Origin of the sequence: Cohaesibacter sp. ES.047 (genome assembly GCF_900215505.1) — a bacterium.
Classification (GTDB): Bacteria; Pseudomonadota; Alphaproteobacteria; order Rhizobiales; family Cohaesibacteraceae; genus Cohaesibacter.
On the sequence record NZ_LT907844.1, the window covers coordinates 4,551,217 to 4,571,288 of the forward strand.

Annotated in this window: 19 protein-coding genes; 5 read left to right on the forward strand and 14 right to left on the reverse strand. The window is 56.5% G+C overall.

The genetic code is table 11. The features are described from left to right. Positions 1-220 precede the first annotated feature (220 nt). Positions 221-1,816 carry a SulP family inorganic anion transporter gene (locus tag CPH65_RS20820; protein WP_096175616.1) on the forward strand — a complete coding sequence of 532 codons (1,596 nt, stop codon included), beginning with the start codon at positions 221-223 and terminating at the stop codon, positions 1,814-1,816. A gap of 87 nt (positions 1,817-1,903) precedes the next feature. On the opposite strand, the gene CPH65_RS20825 is transcribed toward CPH65_RS20820, so the two are convergent. Next, on the reverse strand, positions 1,904-2,392 hold the full coding sequence (locus CPH65_RS20825; RefSeq protein ID WP_096175617.1) for a flavin reductase family protein: 489 nt from the start codon (positions 2,390-2,392) through the stop codon (positions 1,904-1,906). A gap of 342 nt (positions 2,393-2,734) precedes the next feature. Here CPH65_RS20825 and CPH65_RS20830 point away from each other — a divergent pair, with 342 nt between their 5' ends. Beyond that, positions 2,735-3,883: a DUF2865 domain-containing protein gene (locus CPH65_RS20830; RefSeq protein ID WP_096175618.1), complete on the forward strand. Its 1,149-nt coding sequence runs from the start codon at positions 2,735-2,737 to the stop codon at positions 3,881-3,883. Here the strand turns inward: CPH65_RS20830 and gltX are convergent. The 8 genes from gltX to CPH65_RS20870 all read right to left on the reverse strand — a co-directional run bounded on the left by gltX (position 3,843) and on the right by CPH65_RS20870 (position 13,740). Then, a complete protein-coding gene (gene gltX, locus CPH65_RS20835; protein WP_096175619.1) occupies positions 3,843-5,183 on the reverse strand; it encodes a glutamate--tRNA ligase in 1,341 nt (446 codons plus the stop codon). The genes CPH65_RS20830 and gltX overlap by 41 nt on opposite strands. A 45-nt stretch (positions 5,184-5,228) precedes the next feature. Then, positions 5,229-6,887: an NAD+ synthase gene (locus tag CPH65_RS20840; RefSeq protein WP_096175620.1), complete on the reverse strand. Its 1,659-nt coding sequence runs from the start codon at positions 6,885-6,887 to the stop codon at positions 5,229-5,231. 27 nt (positions 6,888-6,914) lie between these two features. Next, positions 6,915-7,271: a DUF2834 domain-containing protein gene (locus tag CPH65_RS20845; RefSeq protein WP_096175621.1), complete on the reverse strand. Its 357-nt coding sequence runs from the start codon at positions 7,269-7,271 to the stop codon at positions 6,915-6,917. A gap of 87 nt (positions 7,272-7,358) precedes the next feature. Beyond that, on the reverse strand, positions 7,359-8,750 hold the full coding sequence (locus CPH65_RS20850; RefSeq protein ID WP_096175622.1) for a class II 3-deoxy-7-phosphoheptulonate synthase: 1,392 nt from the start codon (positions 8,748-8,750) through the stop codon (positions 7,359-7,361). A gap of 348 nt (positions 8,751-9,098) precedes the next feature. Continuing rightward, positions 9,099-10,553, reverse strand: coding sequence for a ribosome biogenesis GTPase Der (der, locus tag CPH65_RS20855; RefSeq protein WP_096175623.1), 1,455 nt, complete (start codon positions 10,551-10,553; stop codon positions 9,099-9,101). Between the two features lie 193 nt (positions 10,554-10,746). Beyond that, positions 10,747-12,114, reverse strand: coding sequence for a PQQ-binding-like beta-propeller repeat protein (locus CPH65_RS20860; RefSeq protein ID WP_096175624.1), 1,368 nt, complete (start codon positions 12,112-12,114; stop codon positions 10,747-10,749). Continuing rightward, positions 12,114-12,791: a tetratricopeptide repeat protein gene (locus tag CPH65_RS20865; protein WP_096175625.1), complete on the reverse strand. Its 678-nt coding sequence runs from the start codon at positions 12,789-12,791 to the stop codon at positions 12,114-12,116. Before CPH65_RS20865 ends, CPH65_RS20860 begins: the two co-directional genes overlap by 1 nt. Before the next feature lie 379 nt (positions 12,792-13,170). Further along, positions 13,171-13,740: an NnrU family protein gene (locus tag CPH65_RS20870; protein ID WP_172891561.1), complete on the reverse strand. Its 570-nt coding sequence runs from the start codon at positions 13,738-13,740 to the stop codon at positions 13,171-13,173. Between the two features lie 454 nt (positions 13,741-14,194). Between CPH65_RS20870 and CPH65_RS20875 the strand changes: the two genes are divergently transcribed. Both CPH65_RS20875 and CPH65_RS20880 read left to right on the forward strand, forming a co-directional pair. Next, on the forward strand, positions 14,195-14,551 hold the full coding sequence (locus CPH65_RS20875) for a TraR/DksA family transcriptional regulator (protein ID WP_096175627.1): 357 nt from the start codon (positions 14,195-14,197) through the stop codon (positions 14,549-14,551). A 202-nt stretch (positions 14,552-14,753) separates the two neighbouring features. Beyond that, on the forward strand, positions 14,754-15,230 hold the full coding sequence (locus tag CPH65_RS20880; RefSeq protein ID WP_096175628.1) for a L,D-transpeptidase: 477 nt from the start codon (positions 14,754-14,756) through the stop codon (positions 15,228-15,230). A gap of 333 nt (positions 15,231-15,563) precedes the next feature. Here the strand turns inward: CPH65_RS20880 and CPH65_RS20885 are convergent, their stop codons facing one another. Together CPH65_RS20885 and CPH65_RS20890 are read right to left on the reverse strand one after the other, a co-directional pair. After that, positions 15,564-15,929 carry an RNA methyltransferase gene (locus CPH65_RS20885; protein ID WP_096175629.1) on the reverse strand — a complete coding sequence of 122 codons (366 nt, stop codon included), beginning with the start codon at positions 15,927-15,929 and terminating at the stop codon, positions 15,564-15,566. Between the two features lie 113 nt (positions 15,930-16,042). Continuing rightward, positions 16,043-16,465 (reverse strand): DUF2000 domain-containing protein, encoded by a 423-nt coding sequence (locus CPH65_RS20890; protein WP_096176552.1) that lies wholly within the window; start codon positions 16,463-16,465, stop codon positions 16,043-16,045. A 125-nt stretch (positions 16,466-16,590) separates the two neighbouring features. Between CPH65_RS20890 and CPH65_RS20895 the strand changes: the two genes are divergently transcribed. After that, positions 16,591-17,055 carry an Lrp/AsnC family transcriptional regulator gene (locus tag CPH65_RS20895; protein WP_096175630.1) on the forward strand — a complete coding sequence of 155 codons (465 nt, stop codon included), beginning with the start codon at positions 16,591-16,593 and terminating at the stop codon, positions 17,053-17,055. Positions 17,056-17,064: 9 nt separating this feature from the next. Here the strand turns inward: CPH65_RS20895 and CPH65_RS20900 are convergent, their stop codons facing one another. From CPH65_RS20900 to CPH65_RS20910, 3 genes are all read right to left on the reverse strand, one after another. Then, positions 17,065-17,631 carry a cysteine hydrolase family protein gene (locus CPH65_RS20900; RefSeq protein ID WP_096175631.1) on the reverse strand — a complete coding sequence of 189 codons (567 nt, stop codon included), beginning with the start codon at positions 17,629-17,631 and terminating at the stop codon, positions 17,065-17,067. Between the two features lie 26 nt (positions 17,632-17,657). Beyond that, entirely contained in the window at positions 17,658-19,205 is a 1,548-nt protein-coding gene (guaA, locus tag CPH65_RS20905; protein WP_096175632.1) for a glutamine-hydrolyzing GMP synthase, read from the reverse strand. A gap of 265 nt (positions 19,206-19,470) precedes the next feature. Further along, the gene (locus CPH65_RS20910; RefSeq protein ID WP_096175633.1) at positions 19,471-20,046 is read right to left on the reverse strand and encodes a MarR family winged helix-turn-helix transcriptional regulator; all 576 of its coding nucleotides are present in this window, start codon (positions 20,044-20,046) and stop codon (positions 19,471-19,473) included. Positions 20,047-20,072 lie beyond the last annotated feature (26 nt).

Consider the following 20,072-nt stretch of genomic DNA (forward strand, 5'->3'; position numbering starts at 1 on the left):
CATATAAGATGTATCGTCCAGATTGCGAGCATTCGATTTGTGCGCTTTTTGCAGAGCTCGATGAAAGCTATGCACCGAAACATACCTGTCATGCCGCCCAATTGGGGGCCCTCGCCTTGCATGACCGGCCATAGTAAACTAGAAAAACCCCAAACTTAGCGATTTTTACGGATAGCAATTTATTTTCGAACGCACACGCGCCCTCGAACAGGAAGACAGTATGAAATCAAAGACCTCCTCATTGGCAGGGCTGGGTAACCGCCTTGGCACGGTTCCGTCGTTGTCACAATTGAAGACAGACACTCTTTCGGGCCTAACGGTTGCCTTGGCACTCGTCCCTGAAGCCGTAGCCTTTGCCTTTGTCGCTCAGGTCCACCCGCTTGTCGGCCTTTACGCCGCCTTTATCGTTGGCCTTGTCACCGCTGTGCTTGGCGGTCGTCCCGGTATGATTTCGGGAGCAACAGGCGCCCTTGCGGTGGTCATGGTCGCCCTTGTCGTCAACCACGGCGTCGAGTATCTGTTTGCCACGGTTGTCTTGATGGGCATCCTTCAGGTTTTTGCCGGCATCATGCGGTGGAGCAAGTTCATCCGGATCGTGCCCCATCCGGTCATGTTGGGCTTTGTCAATGGCCTCGCCATCGTCATTGGTCTCGCCCAGCTCAGCCAGTTCAAGGTCAAGAACGCAGCAGGCGAAACCGTCTGGATGACCGGCACCCCGCTTTACATGATGCTCGGACTGGTGGCACTCACCATGGCGATCATCTGGCTTGCCCCGCGCATCACCAAAGCCATACCGGCACCGCTGATCGCCATTGTTGCAGTCTCGCTGATTGTTATCGGCTTTGATCTGCCGATCCCGCGTGTCGGCGATCTCGCAACGATTTCTGGCGGCTTGCCCGAGTTCCATATTCCGATGGTGCCGCTCAATCTCGAGACCTTGAAGATCATCTTTCCCTACGCAGCCATTCTCGCTGCCATTGGCCTGATCGAGAGCCTTTTGACACTCAATCTGGTCTCTGAGATGACCGATACCCATGGCGGCACGGCCAAGGAAAGCATCGCTCAAGGGATCGCGAACTTTATCACCGGCTTCTTTGGCGGCATGGGTGGTTGCGCCATGATCGGACAGTCAATGATCAACGTGAAGTCCGGCGGTCGCACCCGGTGGGCGGGCATCGCCGCTGCTTTGTTCCTTCTCAGCTTCATCCTGTTTGCCTCCGGCCTCATTGAGCAGATCCCGCTTGCCGCACTGGTCGGCGTCATGTTCATGGTCGTGATCGGCACCTTCGCCTGGCGCAGCCTGAAGATCATGAAGGACATTCCGCGTCACGATGCCTTCGTCATCATTCTGGTAACCGCCGTCACCGTCTATTCGGACCTTGCCGTTGCAGTGGTCGTCGGGGTGATCGTCTCGGCCCTGGTGTTTGCATGGCAGGCCGCCAAGCGGATCAACATCAAAGTTGGTGTCGAGGAGCATGGCTGGAAGGTCTATGAGTTGAGCGGCCCGCTCTTCTTTGGCTCGATTGCCAATTTCCACGAGCTGTTCAGCCCGAAAACCGATCCCGAAGACGTGGTTATCGAATTCAAGAATTCCCGCGTCTGGGACCATTCGGCTCTTCAGGCCATCGATAGCCTTGCAACCAAATATGAAGAACAGGGCAAACAGCTGCACCTGCGCCATCTGTCTCCGGATTGCGCGCAGCTCCTGCGCAAGGCCAACAAGTTCATGGAAGTCTCGGTTATCGAAGATCCTCATTATGAGATTGCCGTCGATTATTCCGAGCTGTTCGGGCACAAGCATGCACCGCAGAACTGACCGCAGCAGCCGGTCATGATCGATAGATACGAAAAACCCCGCCGAACCACGTTCGGCGGGGTTTTGTATTTTCACATAGCCCAGCGCCTAGGCTGTCACGGCGTCGCCAAGTTTGCGATAACCACTGCCATGATAAAGAAGGGGCGCGCCTTCGCGATGCTCCAGATCCACTACCCGGCCGATGAGGATGACGTGATCTCCCCCCTCGACAATGCTCTCGACCTCACAGTCGATGCGCGCGAGAAACTCGTTGAACAAGGGCGCTCCGGTCTTTCCTGACTGCCAGTCCGTTCCGTCAAACCGGTCTTCGATCATCGGCATGGCGAACCGATCAGACAAAGCCTTTTGATCCTCGGCAAGAATGGTGACGCCGTAGAACCCGCTTTTCTTGAAAATGTCGAGCTGATGGGAAGACTTGTCCAGAGACCACAGGACGAGCGGAGGATCCAGCGACACGGAGTTGAAGCTGTTGATGGTCAAACCATGCGGGTTGCCATGCTCGTCAAGTGTGGTGGCAATCGCAATGCCCGTGGCAAACTGGCCGAGAGCCTTGCGAAACTGATCTGGTTCAATCATCAAATATCCGAATTCGGTTGGGCCGGGGGCTTTCCGGCCACTCGTATCAATCGTTTAAGCTGTTAGGGTCTCTTAGCGCACTTGCCCCAAGCCTCACAAGCACAAATCCGGGCAAACCCATGCAGCGCAGCTCATGACAAGAATTGATCAACCGACCTGCACTTTTTTGCGGGGACGCAACAGGCTGAGCATTTCCTTGTTGCCACAAAGAAGCAATAATTGCTCGGTAACTTCTCCTGATTCTGAGATGCGCATCAGCAACGAGCGCTGATATGGTCGCCATCAGAACGCCATGGCAAACACCGCGTGCAGCCATCAAGAGCAAACTGGTTTAACCTGAATATGACGTTTCGTGCCCCCTTCGCTGGACTAATCCTTGCAGCACTTGTGTCGCCAATCGCGGCAGAGGCACAGACCTCATGGTCCGACAATGCCCGTTATTGCGCCCAGCTGGAGGGCGAATTGGCCAAGCTCCAGCGCGCCGGCAACTCGCGCTCCAATGTCAATTTCCAGAAGTATGACGCCGCAATTCACAAGCAACAGGCCGAAATCGACAATGCCAACCAGCGCGCCAAACGCGACGCTTGTTTTGGTAGCCGTGGTTTCCTGTTTCGCCGCTCTCCCAAGGCGAGCTGCCCGGCCCTGATCAAGCGCATCGACAAAATGAAACGCAATCTGGCGAGCCTTGAAAAGAAACGATCACGCTATGCGCCCGCTCCGCAAAATGCCGCCCCGCTGAAGGCATCCATACTGCGCCAGCTCGCCGAATCCGACTGCGGTCAGCAATATGAGCGCTTCGCGTCCGTTCGACCGGTCCGCAAGAGAAGAGGCCTGTTCGGCGCCATTTTCCAACCACGCTCTGCCGTCGTGCGCGAGTATAATGGCCTTTACGACATCCCCCAGGTCGGCACCTATCGAACCGTATGCGTGCGAAAGTGCGACGGCTTTTTCTTCCCGGTGAGTTTTTCAACCACCGAAAGCAGCTTTGCAAGAGATGAAGGAAAGTGCGCGGCCAGTTGTCCGGGCTCCGAAGCCGAGTTGTTCGTCTACAAGAACCCCGGGGAGAACCCGGAAGACATGGTTTCCCTCAGCGGCCAGCCCTATCAAACCCTCGATACGGCCTTTCTGTACAAGAAAGAGTTTGTCAATAACTGCTCTTGTCAGTTGCCCGAAAGCCAGCTGCAGTCCATTACCGATCTCGACAAGCCTAGAAATTCGCCAGGAGCCCTAGATCAACAGGCCCTTCTTGATCAGTTGCAATTTGACGGCCGCAAAGCACCTGCAAGCACCTCCACGGCACCCGGAATTCCGCTACCGCTTCCCAAGCAGGCGTCAATGATCGACCCGGACACCAAAGCGATGGCACGCCTTGGCATCGACTTCGCCCCCTACCAGCCGCCTCAGGTCAGCTCAGCAAAGGGGCTTGTCAAGACCGCAGATGGTCGCTCGATCAGGATAGTCGGTCCGAAGTTCTTTGGTAACCAAGAATAGGCAGGAATGCGGCAAGTTCCGGCCCGTGGGACCGCCCTGTCAGTGCGACGCGCAGTGGCATGAATAGCCCCTTGCCCTTGCGGCCCGTTTCTGCCTTGATGGCAGTCGTCCAGCTTTTCCAGGTCGTCTCGTCCCATGGCTCATTCGGCAGGAGTTCGAGGGCCTTGGCGTAGAACTCGGCATCGTCCCCGGATTTGCCGATAGCATCATCGGGCAGACCGGTCTCGACGATATCCCACCAGACCTTGGCATCCGGGAGCCGCTCGATGTTGCCGCGGATCGCCAGCCAAAAGGCCTCCCCGCCGTTCACACCAAGGGCTTCCAGCCTGTCAGCCACCGCATCATATGCCGTTTCGTGCAAGATGCGGGCATTCAGGGAGCCCAGATCGGCCATATCGAATTTCGATGCGGAACGGGACACCTTATCGAGTGCAAAAAGCTCCGCCAAAGCCGTCATGTCAGCAAGCGGCTGCACTGGTTCGGAGGTTCCGATCAGCACTGCAAAAATGGCGACGGCCAGCGACTCGTAGCCATCCTCACGCATGCTGCGTAACGACAATGATCCAAGCCGCTTGGAGAGCCCCTCCCCGGTTGCACTGGTCAGCAGATTATGGTGTGAAAAGGCTGGAGCCTTGCCGTTCAAAAGCTCGAAAAGCTGGTTCTGAACTGCCGTGTTGGTGACGTGATCATCGCCGCGGATCACCATTGTGACCCCCATGTCGATATCATCAATCACCGAGGGCAGCGTGTAGAGGTAGGAGCCATCCGCACGAATAAGCACCGGGTCAGAGACACTGTCGCATTCGATGGTCTGGGCTCCGCGCACGCCGTCTTGCCATGCAACGGTCTTGTGATCGAGCTGGAACCGCCAGTGCGGCTTACGGCCTTCCGCCTCATAGGCCTTGATCTGCTCATCCGTCAAAGACAGGGCAGCACGATCATAGACCGGTGGCAGCCCCCGCGCGCGCTGGCGCTTGCGCTTGCGATCCAGCTCATCTGCGGTTTCATAGCAGGGATAAAGCCGCCCCATGTCCTTGAGCTTCTGCGTTACCTCGTCATAGCTCGCCATGCGAGCCGACTGCCGTTCGACACGGGCCGGTTTGATCCCCAGCCAGTCGAGATCCGTAGCAATCCCTTGGGCATATTCGTCCCGCGAGCGTTCCTGATCGGTATCATCGAAGCGCAGAATGAACGCGCCGCCGGTCTTGATCGAAACAAGCCAGTTGATCAGCGCCGTGCGGGCGTTGCCGATATGGATGTTGCCCGTAGGGGACGGTGCAAAGCGTACGATTTCAGGCATTTAATGCGTTTCCTTGATTCTTTTTCGCAACAGGTCCGTCCGCGATCAATCCCGATCCCTGAACCCGTTGGTGATCGGATAGCGGCGGTCGCGGCCAAAATTGCGCTCACTGAGCTTAACGCCCGGAGCCGACTGCCGGCGCTTGTATTCGGCGATATATAAAAGATGCTCGATGCGGTGAACCAATTGCCGGTCATGGCCACGCTCGACGATTTCATCAACGCCCATTTCCCGCTCGACGAGACATTCCAGAATGTCGTCCAGCACCGGATATTCCGGCAAGCTGTCCTGATCGGTCTGGTTCTCGCGCAGCTCCGCCGTCGGCGCTTTGGCGATGATGTTGGCCGGGATCACCTCGCCTGCGGGGCCGAGCGTGTCGTCCGGTTTGTTTGCATTGCGCCATGCCGAAAGGTGATAGACCTTCATCTTGTAAAGATCTTTGATCGGGTTGAAGCCCCCGTTCATATCGCCATAAAGGGTAGCATAGCCGACGGACATCTCGGATTTATTGCCGGTCGTCACGACCATATTGCCAAACTTGTTCGAGATTGCCATCAGGATCGTTCCGCGTGAGCGCGACTGGAGGTTTTCCTCGGTCACACCCTCATTGGTGCCTTCGAACAGGCCGGAAAGCGCGTTGGCGAACCCTTCAACCGGCTCGACAATATCGACGATGTCATAGCGGACACCGAGCGCCTTGGCACAATCCGCCGCATCCTTGAGGCTCTCGCCCGAGGTATAGCGATAAGGCAGCATGATACAGTGAACCCGATCCGCCCCAAGCGCATCGACCGCCAATGCGGCGCAAATCGCCGAATCGATGCCGCCAGACAGCCCCAGGACAACCCCGGGAAAGCGGTTCTTGTTGACATAATCCCTAAGCCCCAGCATGCAGGCCGACCAGGCGCTCGCATCCTCATCCATCACCGGATCGATGCTGCTCTCAAGGTGCCAGCCATCTCCCTCACGACGGGCGGTGATGACACGCTGATCCTCGACAAAGCCCGGCATCTGCATGGCAAGGGACCGGTCGGCATTGAGCGCAAAGGACGCGCCATCAAACACCAGCTCGTCCTGACCGCCCACCTGATTGAGATAGACGAGCGGCAGATTGGTTTCGACCACCCGCTGGATCGCCACCTGCTGGCGCACATCCCATTTGTCGAGATTGAACGGCGAGCCATTGGGCACAACAAGGAACTCCGCCCCTGTTTCCATCAGGCACTCACAGACCTCTTCAGCCCAGATATCCTCGCAAATGGGCACGCCAACACGAACACCGCGAATGTCGATCGGTCCCGGAAGCGGCCCTGCGGCGAACACCCGCTTTTCGTCAAATACGCCATAGTTTGGCAGATCGGCCTTCATTCGCACGGCCTTGACGACACCATCATCCAGGAGGCAAACCGCGTTATAGAGCTTGCCATCCTCCACCCATGGCGTCCCGATCAGAATGGCAGGCGCATCACCGGCGGTAATGGAGGCGAGCTCTTCAACCGCCGCACGACAAGCTTTCTGGAATGCCGGTTTGAGCACCAGATCCTCGGGCGGATAGCCAGATACGAACAGCTCACTGAGCACGAGGCAATCGGCATCCTGCCTGATTGCCATCTCATGGGCCGTGCGGGCCTTTGCAGCATTGCCTGCAATGTCGCCAAGGGTCGGATTAAGCTGGGCAAGGCTGAAGACGAGCTTGTCGGTCACGAGATAGATCCTGTCTTGCTTGGTATTTCACGGCGCCATGCGCACACGTTCTCTGAGAAAAAGGTATAATGGCAGCGCCAATGATAATCCAACGCAAAACGTTGATGGAATGATCAACCACCAGTTTCTCACATCTTCTCTGCGGGCGTCGACCACGGCCCAAACCCAGAAAACCAAAATCGAAATCAGTAAATCGGCTGTAAATCCTGCAGCGACGGGATTGGCGATGGTTGAAGTCACAAAGAGCGGAAGATCAACGCCCTCCTCGAACAAGAAGGCGACAAAGCCAAGCCACGGCACAATCGTGCCGACCACGCACATGAACAGATAGAAGATAATCAGCAAGCGGTTTGGCGGGCTGATACGATCTTGTTTTCGGGCCATTTTGGCATCTCCATTCAAGGGACAGAAAAGAGAAAAGCCCGACCAGTTAGGCCGGGCTCCTCAACAAGATAGGAAACAAAAAAGCAATCAGGCAATCGCCAGTTTGCCGTTGTTCTCGCCATTGCGGCTAGCACGCTGCTTCTTGATGTTGTCGGCAATCAGGAAGGACAACTCCAGCGCCTGATCGGCATTGAGTCGCGGATCACAGGCCGTGTGGTAACGGTCGGACAGATCGTCCTCGGTGATCGCATGGGCGCCGCCTGTGCATTCGGTGACATTCTTGCCGGTCATTTCCACATGGACACCGCCAGCATAAGTTCCCTCGGTCAGATGAACTGCAAAGAAGCTCTCCACCTCCTTGAGGATCCGGTCGAACGGGCGGGTCTTGTAGCCATTGCTCGCCTTGATCACGTTGCCATGCATCGGATCGCAGGACCAGATGACCTTCTTGCCTTCAGCCTTGACCGCTTTCACGAGGCCCGGCAGGTAATCGAACACCTTGTCAGCCCCAAAGCGGGTGATGAGAGTCAGGCGGCCTGCCTCGTTGTCCGGGTTCAGCACGTCGATCAGACGCAACAGATCATCGGGCTCGAGCGAAGGACCGCATTTCAGGCCAACGGGGTTTTCGATGCCGCGGAAGAATTCCACATGGGCATGATCGATCTGGCGGGTCCGGTCCCCGATCCAGAGCATATGCCCCGACGTCGCATAATAATCGCCGGTGATGGAATCGGTGCGCGTGAAGGCCTCTTCATAGCCTAGCAGTAGAGCTTCGTGACTGGTGAAGAAGTCTGTCGAACGCAACGCCTCGGTTTCTCCCGGATCGACACCGCAGGCCCGCATGAAGTCCATGGCCTCGGAAATGCGATGGGCCAGTTCCTTGTAACGATCACCCTGCGGGCTACCCTTGAGGAAGTCCAGCGTCCACTGATGCACATGATCAAGATTGGCAAAGCCACCCTGAGCAAAGGCACGCAGCAGGTTGAGCGTCGCGGCCGACTGGCGATAGGCCATCTCCATCCGGTGCGGATCCGGAAAGCGGCTGCTCTCGGTAAAATCGATATCGTTGATAATGTCGCCCCGATAGCTCGGCAGTTCCACACCGTCAACAGTCTCAGTCGACGAGGAACGCGGCTTGGCGAACTGCCCTGCAATACGGCCAACCTTGACCACCGGCGATGCGGCGGCATAGGTCAGCACCGCGGCCATTTGCAAGAACACGCGGAAGAAATCGCGAATGTTGTCTGGGTGATGCTCCGCAAAGGCTTCGGCGCAGTCGCCACCTTGCAGGAGAAAGCCATTACCCTCAGCAACCCGAGCCAGCTGCGCGCGCAGCCTGCGGGCCTCGCCAGCAAAGACCAAAGGCGGATAGGTGGCAAGGCGACCCTCGACAGATTTCACTGCTTCAAGGTCTGGATAGTCAGGCACCTGAACGATCGGTTTAGAGCGCCAGCTGTCCGGGGTCCATGTCTTGCTCATATTACCCTCTTTTCACTTCACTTATCGCCGGGTTCTTCCCGGCTTGAGCCCTTTCCATAGCTTCGTCAACAATCACGCAGGCTGGAAAGGCCCAGTTTCATACTAAGCAACAAAGCCCGTTTTCAAGGGAGCACGGGAATTGTCGGAGATAGAACAACCGGCCACGAGTTGTCTGTCAAAGGCCGGTTGCGAGGCTGTTATACACATCTGCCTTGCGGGATTCCACTCATGTTTGCGCGAAATTCCCGAAAACGACTTAATCCATTGGTCCCAAGCGAACAGAAACCAGGTGCAAGACAAAGCCCTGAAAACCGGACCGGGAATGGATCGGGGTCCGGCGATCAGTGTCTAGTGAATCTTGCGCTTGGCGGCCTTGGCAGCATAAGGGTTGTCCCCCTTGCGCATCAGCATGCGCACCGGCACCGCGGGAATCTTGAACATGTCCCGCAAGTCGTTGAGCAGATAGCGCGTATAGCTGTCCGGCAAGGCTTCTGGCCGGGAGCACATCACCACGAAGGTCGGCGGCCGTGCCTTGATCTGGGTGGCGTAGCGAATCTTGATCCGGCGTCCACCAACCGCCGGCGGCGGATGGGACTCGGTCGAATGCTTGAGCCAACGATTGAGACGCGAGGTTGATACACGGCGGTTCCAGACTTCGTAGATATCAAGAACCGACTGCATCAACCGATCCAGATTCTTGCCCGTCAGGCCGGAAATCGGAACCAGCGGCACGCCGCGCATCTGCGGCAGCAAACGCCCCGCCTTCTCTTTCAGCTCAGCGAGGGTCTCCTGCGGATTTTCAACCAGATCCCACTTGTTGAGAGCGATGACAATCGCGCGCCCTTCGCGCCCAACCAGATCGGCGATCTGCAGATCCTGCTTTTCAAAAGGCTTGGTGACGTCGAGCGTTACAACAACGACTTCAGCAAACTGTATTGACCGCAGGGCGTCAGAGACCGACAGCTTTTCAAGTTTTTCCTGCACCCGCGCCTTGCGCCGCATGCCAGCCGTATCAAACAGCTTGAAGGTGCGATCCCGGAATTCCCAGTTGACCGAAATGGAATCCCGCGTGATGCCAGCCTCAGGACCGGTCAGCAGACGCTCCTGTCCGATGAGGTGGTTGATCAACGTCGACTTGCCCGCGTTGGGACGCCCGACAATGGCCACCCGCAAGGGCTTGGCCGGATCATACAGCGGGGCCTCGGATTCATCATCCTCGATATCCACGTCGACCGCCGGTCCCTCATCGTCGGCCAGAAGTGCATCCAGCTCCGGATCGGCCGCTTCCGGCCCGAGCGCGGCAAGAATCTTTTCCTCCAGCTTGACCAGCTCTTCATAGATATCGGCCATGCCGATCCCATGCTCAGCCGAGACCGCGACAGGCTCGCCCAGCCCTAAAGAAAAGGCTTCATAAAAGCCTGCATCAGAGGCACGCCCCTCAGCCTTGTTGGCAAGCAGGATCGTCGGCTTGCCAGACTTCAGAACCATGGAGGCGAAATGCTCATCCATGGGCGTGACGCCAGCGCGGGCATCCATCATGAACAACACCACGTCCGCCATCGCAACGGCTTCCTCGGTCTGCAGACGCATGCGGGTTTCGAGCGCATTCTCATCGGCAACTTCAAGACCGGCGGTATCGATGATATTGATCGCAATATCACCAATCGTCGCTTCGCTTTCGCGGCGATCGCGGGTCACCCCCGGCCGGTCATCCACCAGCGCCAGCTTCTTGCCGACCAGCCGGTTAAACAGCGTCGACTTGCCAACATTCGGTCGGCCAACGATGGCCACATTCAGTTTCATTTCTCGTCGTCCAAACTAGCAAGATCCTCGCTCTGTCTTTATCGCCCGTTCAGACGGCGACTGGCGAACAAGGATCGGTTGCCAACAAACGGGGCACAAACTTGCAAACCCCATCAAATAGCACAGAACCCCGAGGGTGTCGAAACTCCCCCGGGGCATTGATGAATATCAGACCTTTTTGGGGTCTTGTGTGTCAGTTATAGCCCGACAGGCGTCCAGAACCGCTGAGCGTGATCAGACGTCCACCAACCGCAATCGGTGCAATATAGACGGGATCATTGATATCCCGGGTCACGCTGATCTGGCCGGTTTTCGGGTCCACCCCGGCCAATTGCCCCTCGCTCGAAGCGAACCACAAACGGCTGCCAGCAAGGATCGGTCCGGCCCAGGTCGATCTTTTCTTCTTCTCTCTAATCGATGGCAACTTGCTTGACCAGCGAATTTTGCCATTCTTGCGATTGAGGGCAAAGACGCGATCATCCAGATCGATCACGAACATACTGTTGCCGGACACGACGGGAGCATGGCTCGACCCGATCGAGCGATCCCACAAGCGATCACCGTCCTTCAACCGCAACGCGGCAGTGTTGCCGCTGACGCTTGAGACATAGGCAACGCCGTCATCGATAACAGGCCCACCAGCAATCGAGGAAATACCAGAGACAGCGAACCGGCGCGTGCCCCTGACGACCGTATCGGACCAGATCATTTCGCCGTCATTGAGATTAAGCGCCACCAGCTCGCCCGACGTTCCGGTGAACAGGACGGTTTTGCCACTGACCGCAGGCGCAGCCGCGCCGACCAGTCCAGTGCCTTCAGGAATGCCATTGAATGCCCACAGCTCGGTGCCGTCGGATACACTGACCGCATAGATCGAGTTGGTCGCCGTCACAGCCAAGACCTTGTCGCCCACGACCACAGGAGCCCCGCGCGCAGGCGCATCAAGCTGGAACGTCCACAAGCGACGGCCCGACCCACCTTCCAAAGCGATCAACTCACTGAAGCCGGTTGCCGCAAACACCCGGGCGCTGTCCATAGCGACAGCACCACCCGGCGCAATACCCTTTTCATTTTCAGGTCGAACAGAGACCTTCCAGATGCGGCCACCGTTGCTCGCATTGATCAGCGCAACCTCACCGTTGGGAGAATAGACCGCAACACGACCACCATAGGATACCGGGCGGGCACCAGCGCGAGCGTTGTCTTCACCACCACGAATGGCAGCTTCGGCACTCCACACACGCGAGCCCTGCCCGCTATAGGAAACGTTTGGTGGATTGTTGGTCAGCGGACCACCAACCTGCCCCCAGGAGGTAAAGGCAACCGCCCCACCGATGGAAACAGGTGAGGAATCCTCGGATTCGATCGCTTCATCCGTGGCGAACATTGACTGGCGCTCACCGGGAAGGATCACTTCCTTCTCCTTGAACGGGTTCACACTGTCAGCAACGTCGGTAACACTCGCACAGCCCGCCAACAGTCCAGCAACAATCAGGGTTGCCACAGACAGGGAAGCAAAAGAGCGACCGGCTCCTTTATAAAGAGCGCGCATTTGCGTCATTAACTCGTCTCCTTGGCCTGCGGTGCGATCTTGGACCGCAGGAAGCCAGTGTAGATTTCCGCGCGCTGGCGCATCTGGGACGGGGTTTCCGCATCCGCCGCGATCCGCTCGGCAATGGGAAGCGCCTTGTCAAACGCCCCTTGTTCGATATGGGCGAGCATAACCAGCTCACGGGCACTGTGACGATAGGCATTGTTGTCCATCAGCCCCGAGAGCTGAACGATCACCTCATCCGCCTTGCCCTGATCGAGCAGCAACATGTTGGCACGAATGCGCGCCAGATCCTGAATCACGGACTGAACGTCGGCATCGGAGGCAACCGAATTATAGATGGAAATCGCTTCGTCGACGTCCCCCGTCGAAGCCTTTTCGGCTGCGATGCGCATTTCAGCAAGCATCGGATATCCGCCACTTCCATCAGCCGCGAGCGCTTCCAGCGCCTCAACGGCCTTTGCCTGCTCGCCTGCCTCCGACAAATCCAGAGCAGCAACAAGAGCATCCCCGGACTGGGCCGCCTGCGTTTGGCGCCAATAGTCATAGCCTTTGGACGCGGCGGTCCCAACAACGATCAGAAGGGCAAAGCCGATGACGAAGGGGCCAAACCTGTCCCACAACTTCCGGATTTGCTCATTGCGGATCTCTTCATCGACCTCGCGAATAAAATCGGACTCTGACATTCTTCCTCACTTGTCGTGGCCGCGACGCACGGGTCGCATCTCACACTACTCTTAATCGTTGAAACAGGACTGGCTGTCCCGTATCTGATCGTTTCTGCTTCGTCGCCCGGCTCACAGCGGGCGTCAAGGCCAATTCCGTTGCCGGACATTAGCGGCTCAGATCGCAGGACGCAATCACCCCAAGCCCTTTCAGCGGTCGATCGCGCCGGTTTATGACAGACAAATGCACACTTGTGCACCCTAGTGCCGCATGAAACACCGCGCACACCCCAGCACCTTGGCAGACAGTCCGCCGGTCACGTCTATGTCCGAAGCCATTGTGGCAGCATTTGGATCAGCTTAACGCACTCAGCCGCTTTTATCAGTCAAGACACAGAAATCAGCCCAGTGGCGCAACATCAAACAGCCATTCGTGAAGCCAGAAGACCATGGCCACATAGAAGACAAGACCGAGCACAACGGCGAGAATGTCATATTTCACTTGCCCTTGCGGTATAACCACAAGACCAGCCCGAATGCGCCGCTTGAGCGAGATGCGATAGGAGACGGCAAACAACAGGAAGAAGACAAACAGCATCACATCTGCAACCGACCCGTTTGCGATCAGATGCGCCAGCGCCCAGATCTTGATTGCAACGGAAAAAGGCGACGTCAGCCATTGCTTCAACTTGCCCGCAAACGGAGCCGCAAATCCGATGATACAGGCGAACAGCATCAGAGTTGCCGCAAGGTGACGCGTCCAGATCGGCGGATACCACAGCATGATCTCGTTGCGGCTATCGAAATAGCCCTTCAAGATAAGAGCGATGGAGACCAGCGCAACCACCCCATGCAGCATGCGATAGCCCATCAGCCCCAACCGGGAGGTCAGCTTTTCCTTGGTTTCAGGCGATTGCGGAATGAGGTGAATGGCCAGGAAGAGCACGAAGCCAAGAATCATGAACAGCATGAGGATGATCCAGTCAAATGAGAAGACAGTCTGTAAGGCTCGCACGCAAGCAACACCGCGTGTCTGGTCATCACCGGAAGACATCCGTCAGGTCACAGCGAGCCGTAAAAAGCGATAGCGGCTGAGCCGGTCAGAGTCAATTGTTGAGCACCAAGCTCCAAATATTTGACTTGCCCGTTTCCGCGGCTCAGCGCATTGCCCAAGAAAAAATGACACCCCCTCGAAACTTGAGGTTGCACGGGGCCAAACATCAGCATTTTTCATACAGACCGTGGCAAATCGCCTACATCCAGCGATTTCAGCACAAAATGTTATTGACGACACCCGTGGCTTCGCCCACCCTGAAGATCTGCAAAGATAAGTAGACTATCGATCCCGTCCGCAACCCTAGAGTTTCGGCAAAAGAGCGCTCTGACCAATGAGTTCTCAGGCCAATGTACGGAAAGAAACAGTCATGCCTATTTCTCTGAAAGACGCCATGCAGCTTCTGGAAGGCAAACGCATTGAAGTCAGCGTCCTGAGCGAGACGACAAAGCAAGCACGCGCGGTTGTCGAGCTGGACCAACCGAGTGTCGGTCGCCTGTCCCGAATGGATGCGCTACAGAGTCAGGCCATGGCTCAGGAGGTTGAGCGCCGCCGGGAGCTGGAATTGCTGCGCATCGAACAGGCGGTCAAGCGGCTGGAAAGCGGCGACTTCGGCTACTGCATCGAATGCGACGCCGAGATACCGCTCAAGCGACTAGAAATAGACCCCACAGCAACGCACTGTGTAAAATGTGCAGAGGCTGAGGAAAAGCGGAAGAAAAACTGAATAATATCCCCGCTATTCAAGTTGAAACGCAGTCCCTACTCCGATTGAACCACTCAACGGGCAGAATCTTTCCGTTGAAACGCGTTTTTTATTGCCAAACCCACAAATTCTGGCGTTTCATATAAAACGCATTTCAAGAGAATAATAATTCGCCTAGCGACATCAGTCATTTGTCTCATCCAGTGGTTCGGGAGTTCTAAACATGTTTCACACATTCGCTTCGACTAGCCCCCAATGCTTTCTGCATACAAAAGCCCGCGTCCTTGTCACGCTGTTGGCGTTGGTCCTGCTTGGTCCGATGACAACCACAGCGTCCGCAGGTCGCGTTGGCGTCAAGATTGACCTGAGCAGTCAGAAAATGTACGTGACAGTCAACGGCTTTCGCCGTCACACATGGCCGGTCTCGACTGCCCGGCGCGGCTATCGCACCCCCATAGGCAGCTTCAGACCAACCCGCATGCATGCCAAGTATTTCTCCAAGAAATACCATGGCTCCCCCATGCCACACTCGATTTTTTTCCGCGGCGGCTATGCCATTCACGGCACCGGTGCCATCAAGAATCTCGGCCGACCCGCATCCCATGGCTGCGTCCGCCTGCATCCAACCAATGCGCGCAAGCTCTTCGCACTGGTCAAAAAGAACGGCCCCGCCAACACCCACATCAGCATTCGGCGATGACAAAAAGCAGGCTGCCTGCGTCTCTGGTCAGCCTGCAGGGTCACGAAAAACATGCAAAAAATGCGCAAAACTGGGCTTTTATCTGAAAATTGAGGGATTTACAGAACCCAAATTAGGGAAAACTAACTATTTATTATCAAAAAATTAAATATATACAGGATATTCTAATTTCGTCTCAATATGACACCTTCTCCTCCCTCGGTGTCAGACCTCCCAAGAGACGACACTAGGCGCGGCCCGTTCCTCCTACCACGGGTTCGCGCTTTTCTTTTTCCCAAAATTGCCACAACAAGTCTAAAACCAAGCGCAAACCGGAGCGCCTGAGAGCATCGACTATGCCTTGCTTTTTGGCGGCAATGCGCCGACGAAGCTGACAGACAGGCTCAGCAGATCAGTAAGCACGGCATCGGGGCATTCCTCTGCAGCGATCTGAACAAAGCCGTTCATGCGCCGCTGGCCGTTGATCATGTGCGAGACATTGGGAACAGCGAGCGCTTCAGTTACATTGTCCTTGCCCACTCGAAACATGAATAATGGCACCCCCGCCCGCTCGCGGCCGGCCCGTTCGTTGAAAACGCCGCCGATCATGTTGCCGGAGAGTAGAAAGCAGAGCCCGCCCATCATTTTGACTTCCCTGACATCGGGCAGTCCAGTGAGCCCGTCGCGCATCCGCTCGGCTACCTCTTCATCATAAGCCATGAAGCCCCCTCAAAAAAATCTCGTTGAGGAAACGATATCACGAAGAAAAAAGGAGAGGAAATAGCACAATCAGGCTCACCGGGCTGACACGCGACCAAGCGAACAAGAAAAACTCAGCGCAGCAACTTGAGTGAACCGGTCAGGGACTTCACCCATTTGGCAGGCCCTGCAAGACCCACCCCATCAATTACCTCTTCCGACAGATCCTTTTGAGGCAGGCTCGCCTCGTAATCCTCATAGGCATGGAGCGTACGCGCAAAAGCAGGAAACGGCACAACGGCGCGGTCGTCCGGGCGCTCCAGCGCTTTCAGCATAAGGGCCCGGATCGCCTCGCCATCGGCCTGCAGGATCGGCACCGGTACGCGCGAGCTGACATCAATTTCGCGCCCCTCGATATCGACGAGGGTTCTGGCCCCCAGATCCTGAACACGCGCACCAAGCCCGATGGCAATGGCACCAGCCGTATTGGCCATAAGCCCGACGGGCAACTGCGGGTTCACGATGATGGCTGTGCGGATCTCACTGATTTTTGACATGGCAAATTCCTTTCGTTGAAAGGACCGTATCGCCAAGCCCATGGAATCTCCTGTTTCTGATTGCGAAAATCACATGTAATTTGGTAGGGTCTACCTAATTTTCGATTATATCAGGTAGATTCCCCATGAAACTGGACCCCATTGACCGCCGCATCCTGAACAACCTGCAGACTGAGGGAAGACTGACCAATCAGGCCCTGTCCGAACAGGTGGGTCTATCCACCACCCCTTGCTGGCGAAAGGTGCGCCAGCTCGAAGAGAGCGGCGTCATCGAAGGCTACTCGGCGCGCCTCAACCGGCGAGCGGTTGGACTTGGCGTGCTCGCCTTCATCCGCGTCAAAATCGACAGCCATGACAGAGAAGAATCAGAACAATTTGCCGAGCAGGTCCAGACGCTGAAAATGGTCATCGCTTGCTACAGCCTTGCGGGCGACGCGGACTTCCTCTTGCAGGTCGTCGCCAAAGATCTTGATGATTATGCCGATTTTGCCATGAACGAAATTCGCCGCCTCCCCCGCATCAAGGAGATGCAAACGACGATGGTCCTCAAGGAAATCAAACCGTTCAGCGGCTATCCGCTGGAGGCATGACGCCAGATGCTAAAGCAAAGAAAGAAGCCGGGATGACGGCAGAACCGTGGCAAATTCACCATTAAGGCTGGCCAGTGCGGTCTTGTGAATGAGGTCCGAACTGAGCCTCTCACCATCAAGCCCTACCCTGTCAAAACAGGCCGTAGCGTCAGACACAAGATAGGTCTCATAGCCGTAATTCCCGGCCATACGCGTGGTGGTCGAGACACAATGATCCGTGGTCAGCCCAAGGATAACAAGCGTATTGCAGCCCTTGCCATCAAGGATGTCTTTGAGGTCTGTGCCGATGAAGCTGCTGTTGACGGACTTGGTAACGATCGTCTCGCCTTCAAGCGGCGTGGCCAACGGATGGAACTGAAATCCGGCATTGTCTTGGTGCAGCTTCGAGTTTGGATCGCTTGAGCTATGCCGGACATGGATCACCTCCAGCCCGGCAACGCGCCACGCATGAATAACTCGGGCGACGACCTCTTCTGCCTGAGGGTTGTTGCGCCCCCCACCCCAATAGGCTTCATCCTGAAACCCCATCTGCACATCGATGCAAAGGAGAATGGGGGATTTTTCACGCAAACTCATCGCTCACCCTTTGGTGCTGGCAATCCTTACTCCCACTCGATGGTTCCGGGAGGCTTGGAGGTGACATCATAGACCACGCGGTTGATGCCCTTCACCTCATTGATAATGCGCGTTGCCGCCTTGGCGAGAAAATCCATATCGAAGTGATAGAAATCCGCGGTCATGCCATCCACCGAAGTAACGGCGCGCAATGCACAAACGAATTCATAGGTCCGCCCATCGCCCATGACACCCACGGTCTGCACCGGCAGCAGAACGGCAAAAGCCTGCCAGATGGCATCATAGAGGCCAGCCTTGCGGATCTCATCAAGATAGATCGCATCGGCCTGACGCAGAATTTCCAGCTTCTCGCGGCTGATGCCACCCGGGCAACGAATGGCAAGCCCCGGTCCGGGGAAAGGATGGCGCCCGACAAAACTTGCCGGCAAGCCAAGCTCACGACCAAGAACGCGCACTTCGTCCTTGAACAATTCCCGCAGCGGCTCGACCAATTGCATATTCATGCGCTCGGGCAAGCCGCCCACATTGTGGTGCGATTTGATCGTCACTGACGGGCCACCGGTGAAGGAGACTGATTCGATCACGTCCGGGTAGAGCGTGCCCTGCGCCAGAAAATCAGCACCGCCCAGTTGGTTGGCTTCATCCTCAAACACATCAATAAACAGGCCGCCAATGATCTTGCGCTTGCGTTCCGGATCAGTCTGCCCCTCAAGGGCAGAAATGAAGATCTCGGACGCATCCACATGCACCAGCGGAATGTTGTAATGCTCACGGAATAGCGTGACGACCTGCTCGCTTTCATTCAGGCGCATCAAACCCGAATCCACATAAATGCAGGTCAGTTGATCGCCAATCGCCTCATGGATGAGGACGGCGGTGACGGAAGAATCGACCCCGCCAGACAGGCCGCAAATGACTTTCTTGTCGCCCACCTGATCCTGAATCTTCTTGATCGCAGAGGCCCGGAACTGCGCCATCGACCAGTCGCTCTTACAGCCACAGATATTATGCACGAAGTTGGACAGGAGCTTGGCTCCATCGGGCGTGTGCACCACTTCAGGATGGAACTGAACCCCATAGAAACGGCGACGTTCATCGGCAATCACAGCGAACGGGGCACCTTCCGAGGTAGCAATAACATCAAAACCGCCCGGTAAACCTTCGACACGGTCGCCATGGCTCATCCAGACCTGATGTCGGCTGCCAAGCCCCCACACACCGTCGAACAAGGGGCTCTTTTCCTTGATCTCGATAAAGGCGCGGCCAAATTCGCGGTGCTCGGAGCTTTCGACCCGACCGCCCAATTGTGTGCACATGGCCTGTTCGCCATAGCAGATGCCAAGCACCGGGATACCGGCATGGAACACAGATTGCGGCGCTCTTGGCGATCCCATCTCAGCGGTCGACGCAGGCCCACCGGACAGAATAACGCCATTGGGCTTCATCTCTTCAAAAGCCTCTTCGGCATTCTGGAAAGGCACGATCTCCGAATAGACCCCAGCCTCTCGGACACGCCGTGCAATCAGCTGCGTGACCTGCGATCCAAAATCGATGATGAGAATCTTTTGCGTCATGCGTCTCTTTCCTGTCTGTATCGGGCCTGCCTGAACCATAAGCCGTATCATGAGACATTCATTCGAACGCCCCGTGCTGGACTAACTTAACCTCTTACGACCTCACCCAACCAAAGGCAATCATCATTGCCGCCAGCCAGCCGCAGGAAGGAAAAATAACCAACACTTTCCCCATCCGTCTGGAGCAATGCCCTTCAGTCGGCCGACCGGAAACCAGGTGCGGCTCTTGCGCCAGCCCTCACCACCAGATCCGATTCAACAGGCTCTAGACCAGCGACTTGAGCAATTGCGACAATCGAATGCGGTCCTGAACATTCATGCCTTTGAGGAAATCCGATTCCATCTCGATCACGCTTTGCCCGATCTCTGCCGCAACATCGCGCCCTTTCTTGGAGGTCCTGAGCACCACAAGCCGCTTGTCCTGCTTGTTCACATCCCGCTTGATCAGCTTGCGATCCGTAAGCCGTTTGGCGGCGCGGGACACGGCAACCGTATCAAGAAGGGTGCGCGGTTCGATCTCGCGCACGGATACGGCCCCCTCGCGGGCAAGGCTTGCCAGCACCTGCCATTCGGCAAGGCTCATATCCCAATCCTCGGCGAGCGCCTTCGACATGCGGCGCGAGATTCCTTGCGCCACTTCGAGCAATCGATAGGGAAGAAAATTCTCAAGGGTAAAGGCTTCATCGCTGGCTAGCGGTGTCGCTGGCTTGGACCGCTGTCTGGCCTTGCCGCGCGGCTCGACCGCCACGCCTTCATCCGGATCGGATTTCGGCTGCGGAGGCACCATCTCCGGCAAGGAGTCGAACATCGAGACCTGAAACGGATCTTTTGACTTCGACATCAGTTCATTTCCCTTGTTACGATCTG

Bases quoted from the DNA above. Each gene is read 5' to 3' on its own strand.
- CPH65_RS20820 (WP_096175616.1), top strand. From the start codon at position 221: ATGAAATCAAAGACCTCCTCATTGGCAGGGCTGGGTAACCGCCTTGGC.
- CPH65_RS20825 (WP_096175617.1), bottom strand. From the start codon at position 2,392: ATGATTGAACCAGATCAGTTTCGCAAGGCTCTCGGCCAGTTTGCCACG.
- CPH65_RS20830 (WP_096175618.1), top strand. From the start codon at position 2,735: ATGACGTTTCGTGCCCCCTTCGCTGGACTAATCCTTGCAGCACTTGTG.
- gltX (WP_096175619.1), bottom strand. From the start codon at position 5,183: ATGCCTGAAATCGTACGCTTTGCACCGTCCCCTACGGGCAACATCCAT.
- CPH65_RS20845 (WP_096175621.1), bottom strand. From the start codon at position 7,271: ATGGCCCGAAAACAAGATCGTATCAGCCCGCCAAACCGCTTGCTGATT.
- CPH65_RS20850 (WP_096175622.1), bottom strand. From the start codon at position 8,750: ATGAGCAAGACATGGACCCCGGACAGCTGGCGCTCTAAACCGATCGTT.
- der (WP_096175623.1), bottom strand. From the start codon at position 10,553: ATGAAACTGAATGTGGCCATCGTTGGCCGACCGAATGTTGGCAAGTCG.
- CPH65_RS20860 (WP_096175624.1), bottom strand. From the start codon at position 12,114: ATGACGCAAATGCGCGCTCTTTATAAAGGAGCCGGTCGCTCTTTTGCT.
- CPH65_RS20865 (WP_096175625.1), bottom strand. From the start codon at position 12,791: ATGTCAGAGTCCGATTTTATTCGCGAGGTCGATGAAGAGATCCGCAAT.
- CPH65_RS20870 (WP_172891561.1), bottom strand. From the start codon at position 13,740: ATGCTGTTCATGATTCTTGGCTTCGTGCTCTTCCTGGCCATTCACCTC.
- CPH65_RS20875 (WP_096175627.1), top strand. From the start codon at position 14,195: ATGCCTATTTCTCTGAAAGACGCCATGCAGCTTCTGGAAGGCAAACGC.
- CPH65_RS20880 (WP_096175628.1), top strand. From the start codon at position 14,754: ATGTTTCACACATTCGCTTCGACTAGCCCCCAATGCTTTCTGCATACA.
- CPH65_RS20885 (WP_096175629.1), bottom strand. From the start codon at position 15,929: ATGGCTTATGATGAAGAGGTAGCCGAGCGGATGCGCGACGGGCTCACT.
- CPH65_RS20890 (WP_096176552.1), bottom strand. From the start codon at position 16,465: ATGTCAAAAATCAGTGAGATCCGCACAGCCATCATCGTGAACCCGCAG.
- CPH65_RS20895 (WP_096175630.1), top strand. From the start codon at position 16,591: ATGAAACTGGACCCCATTGACCGCCGCATCCTGAACAACCTGCAGACT.
- CPH65_RS20900 (WP_096175631.1), bottom strand. From the start codon at position 17,631: ATGAGTTTGCGTGAAAAATCCCCCATTCTCCTTTGCATCGATGTGCAG.
- guaA (WP_096175632.1), bottom strand. From the start codon at position 19,205: ATGACGCAAAAGATTCTCATCATCGATTTTGGATCGCAGGTCACGCAG.
- CPH65_RS20910 (WP_096175633.1), bottom strand. From the start codon at position 20,046: ATGTCGAAGTCAAAAGATCCGTTTCAGGTCTCGATGTTCGACTCCTTG.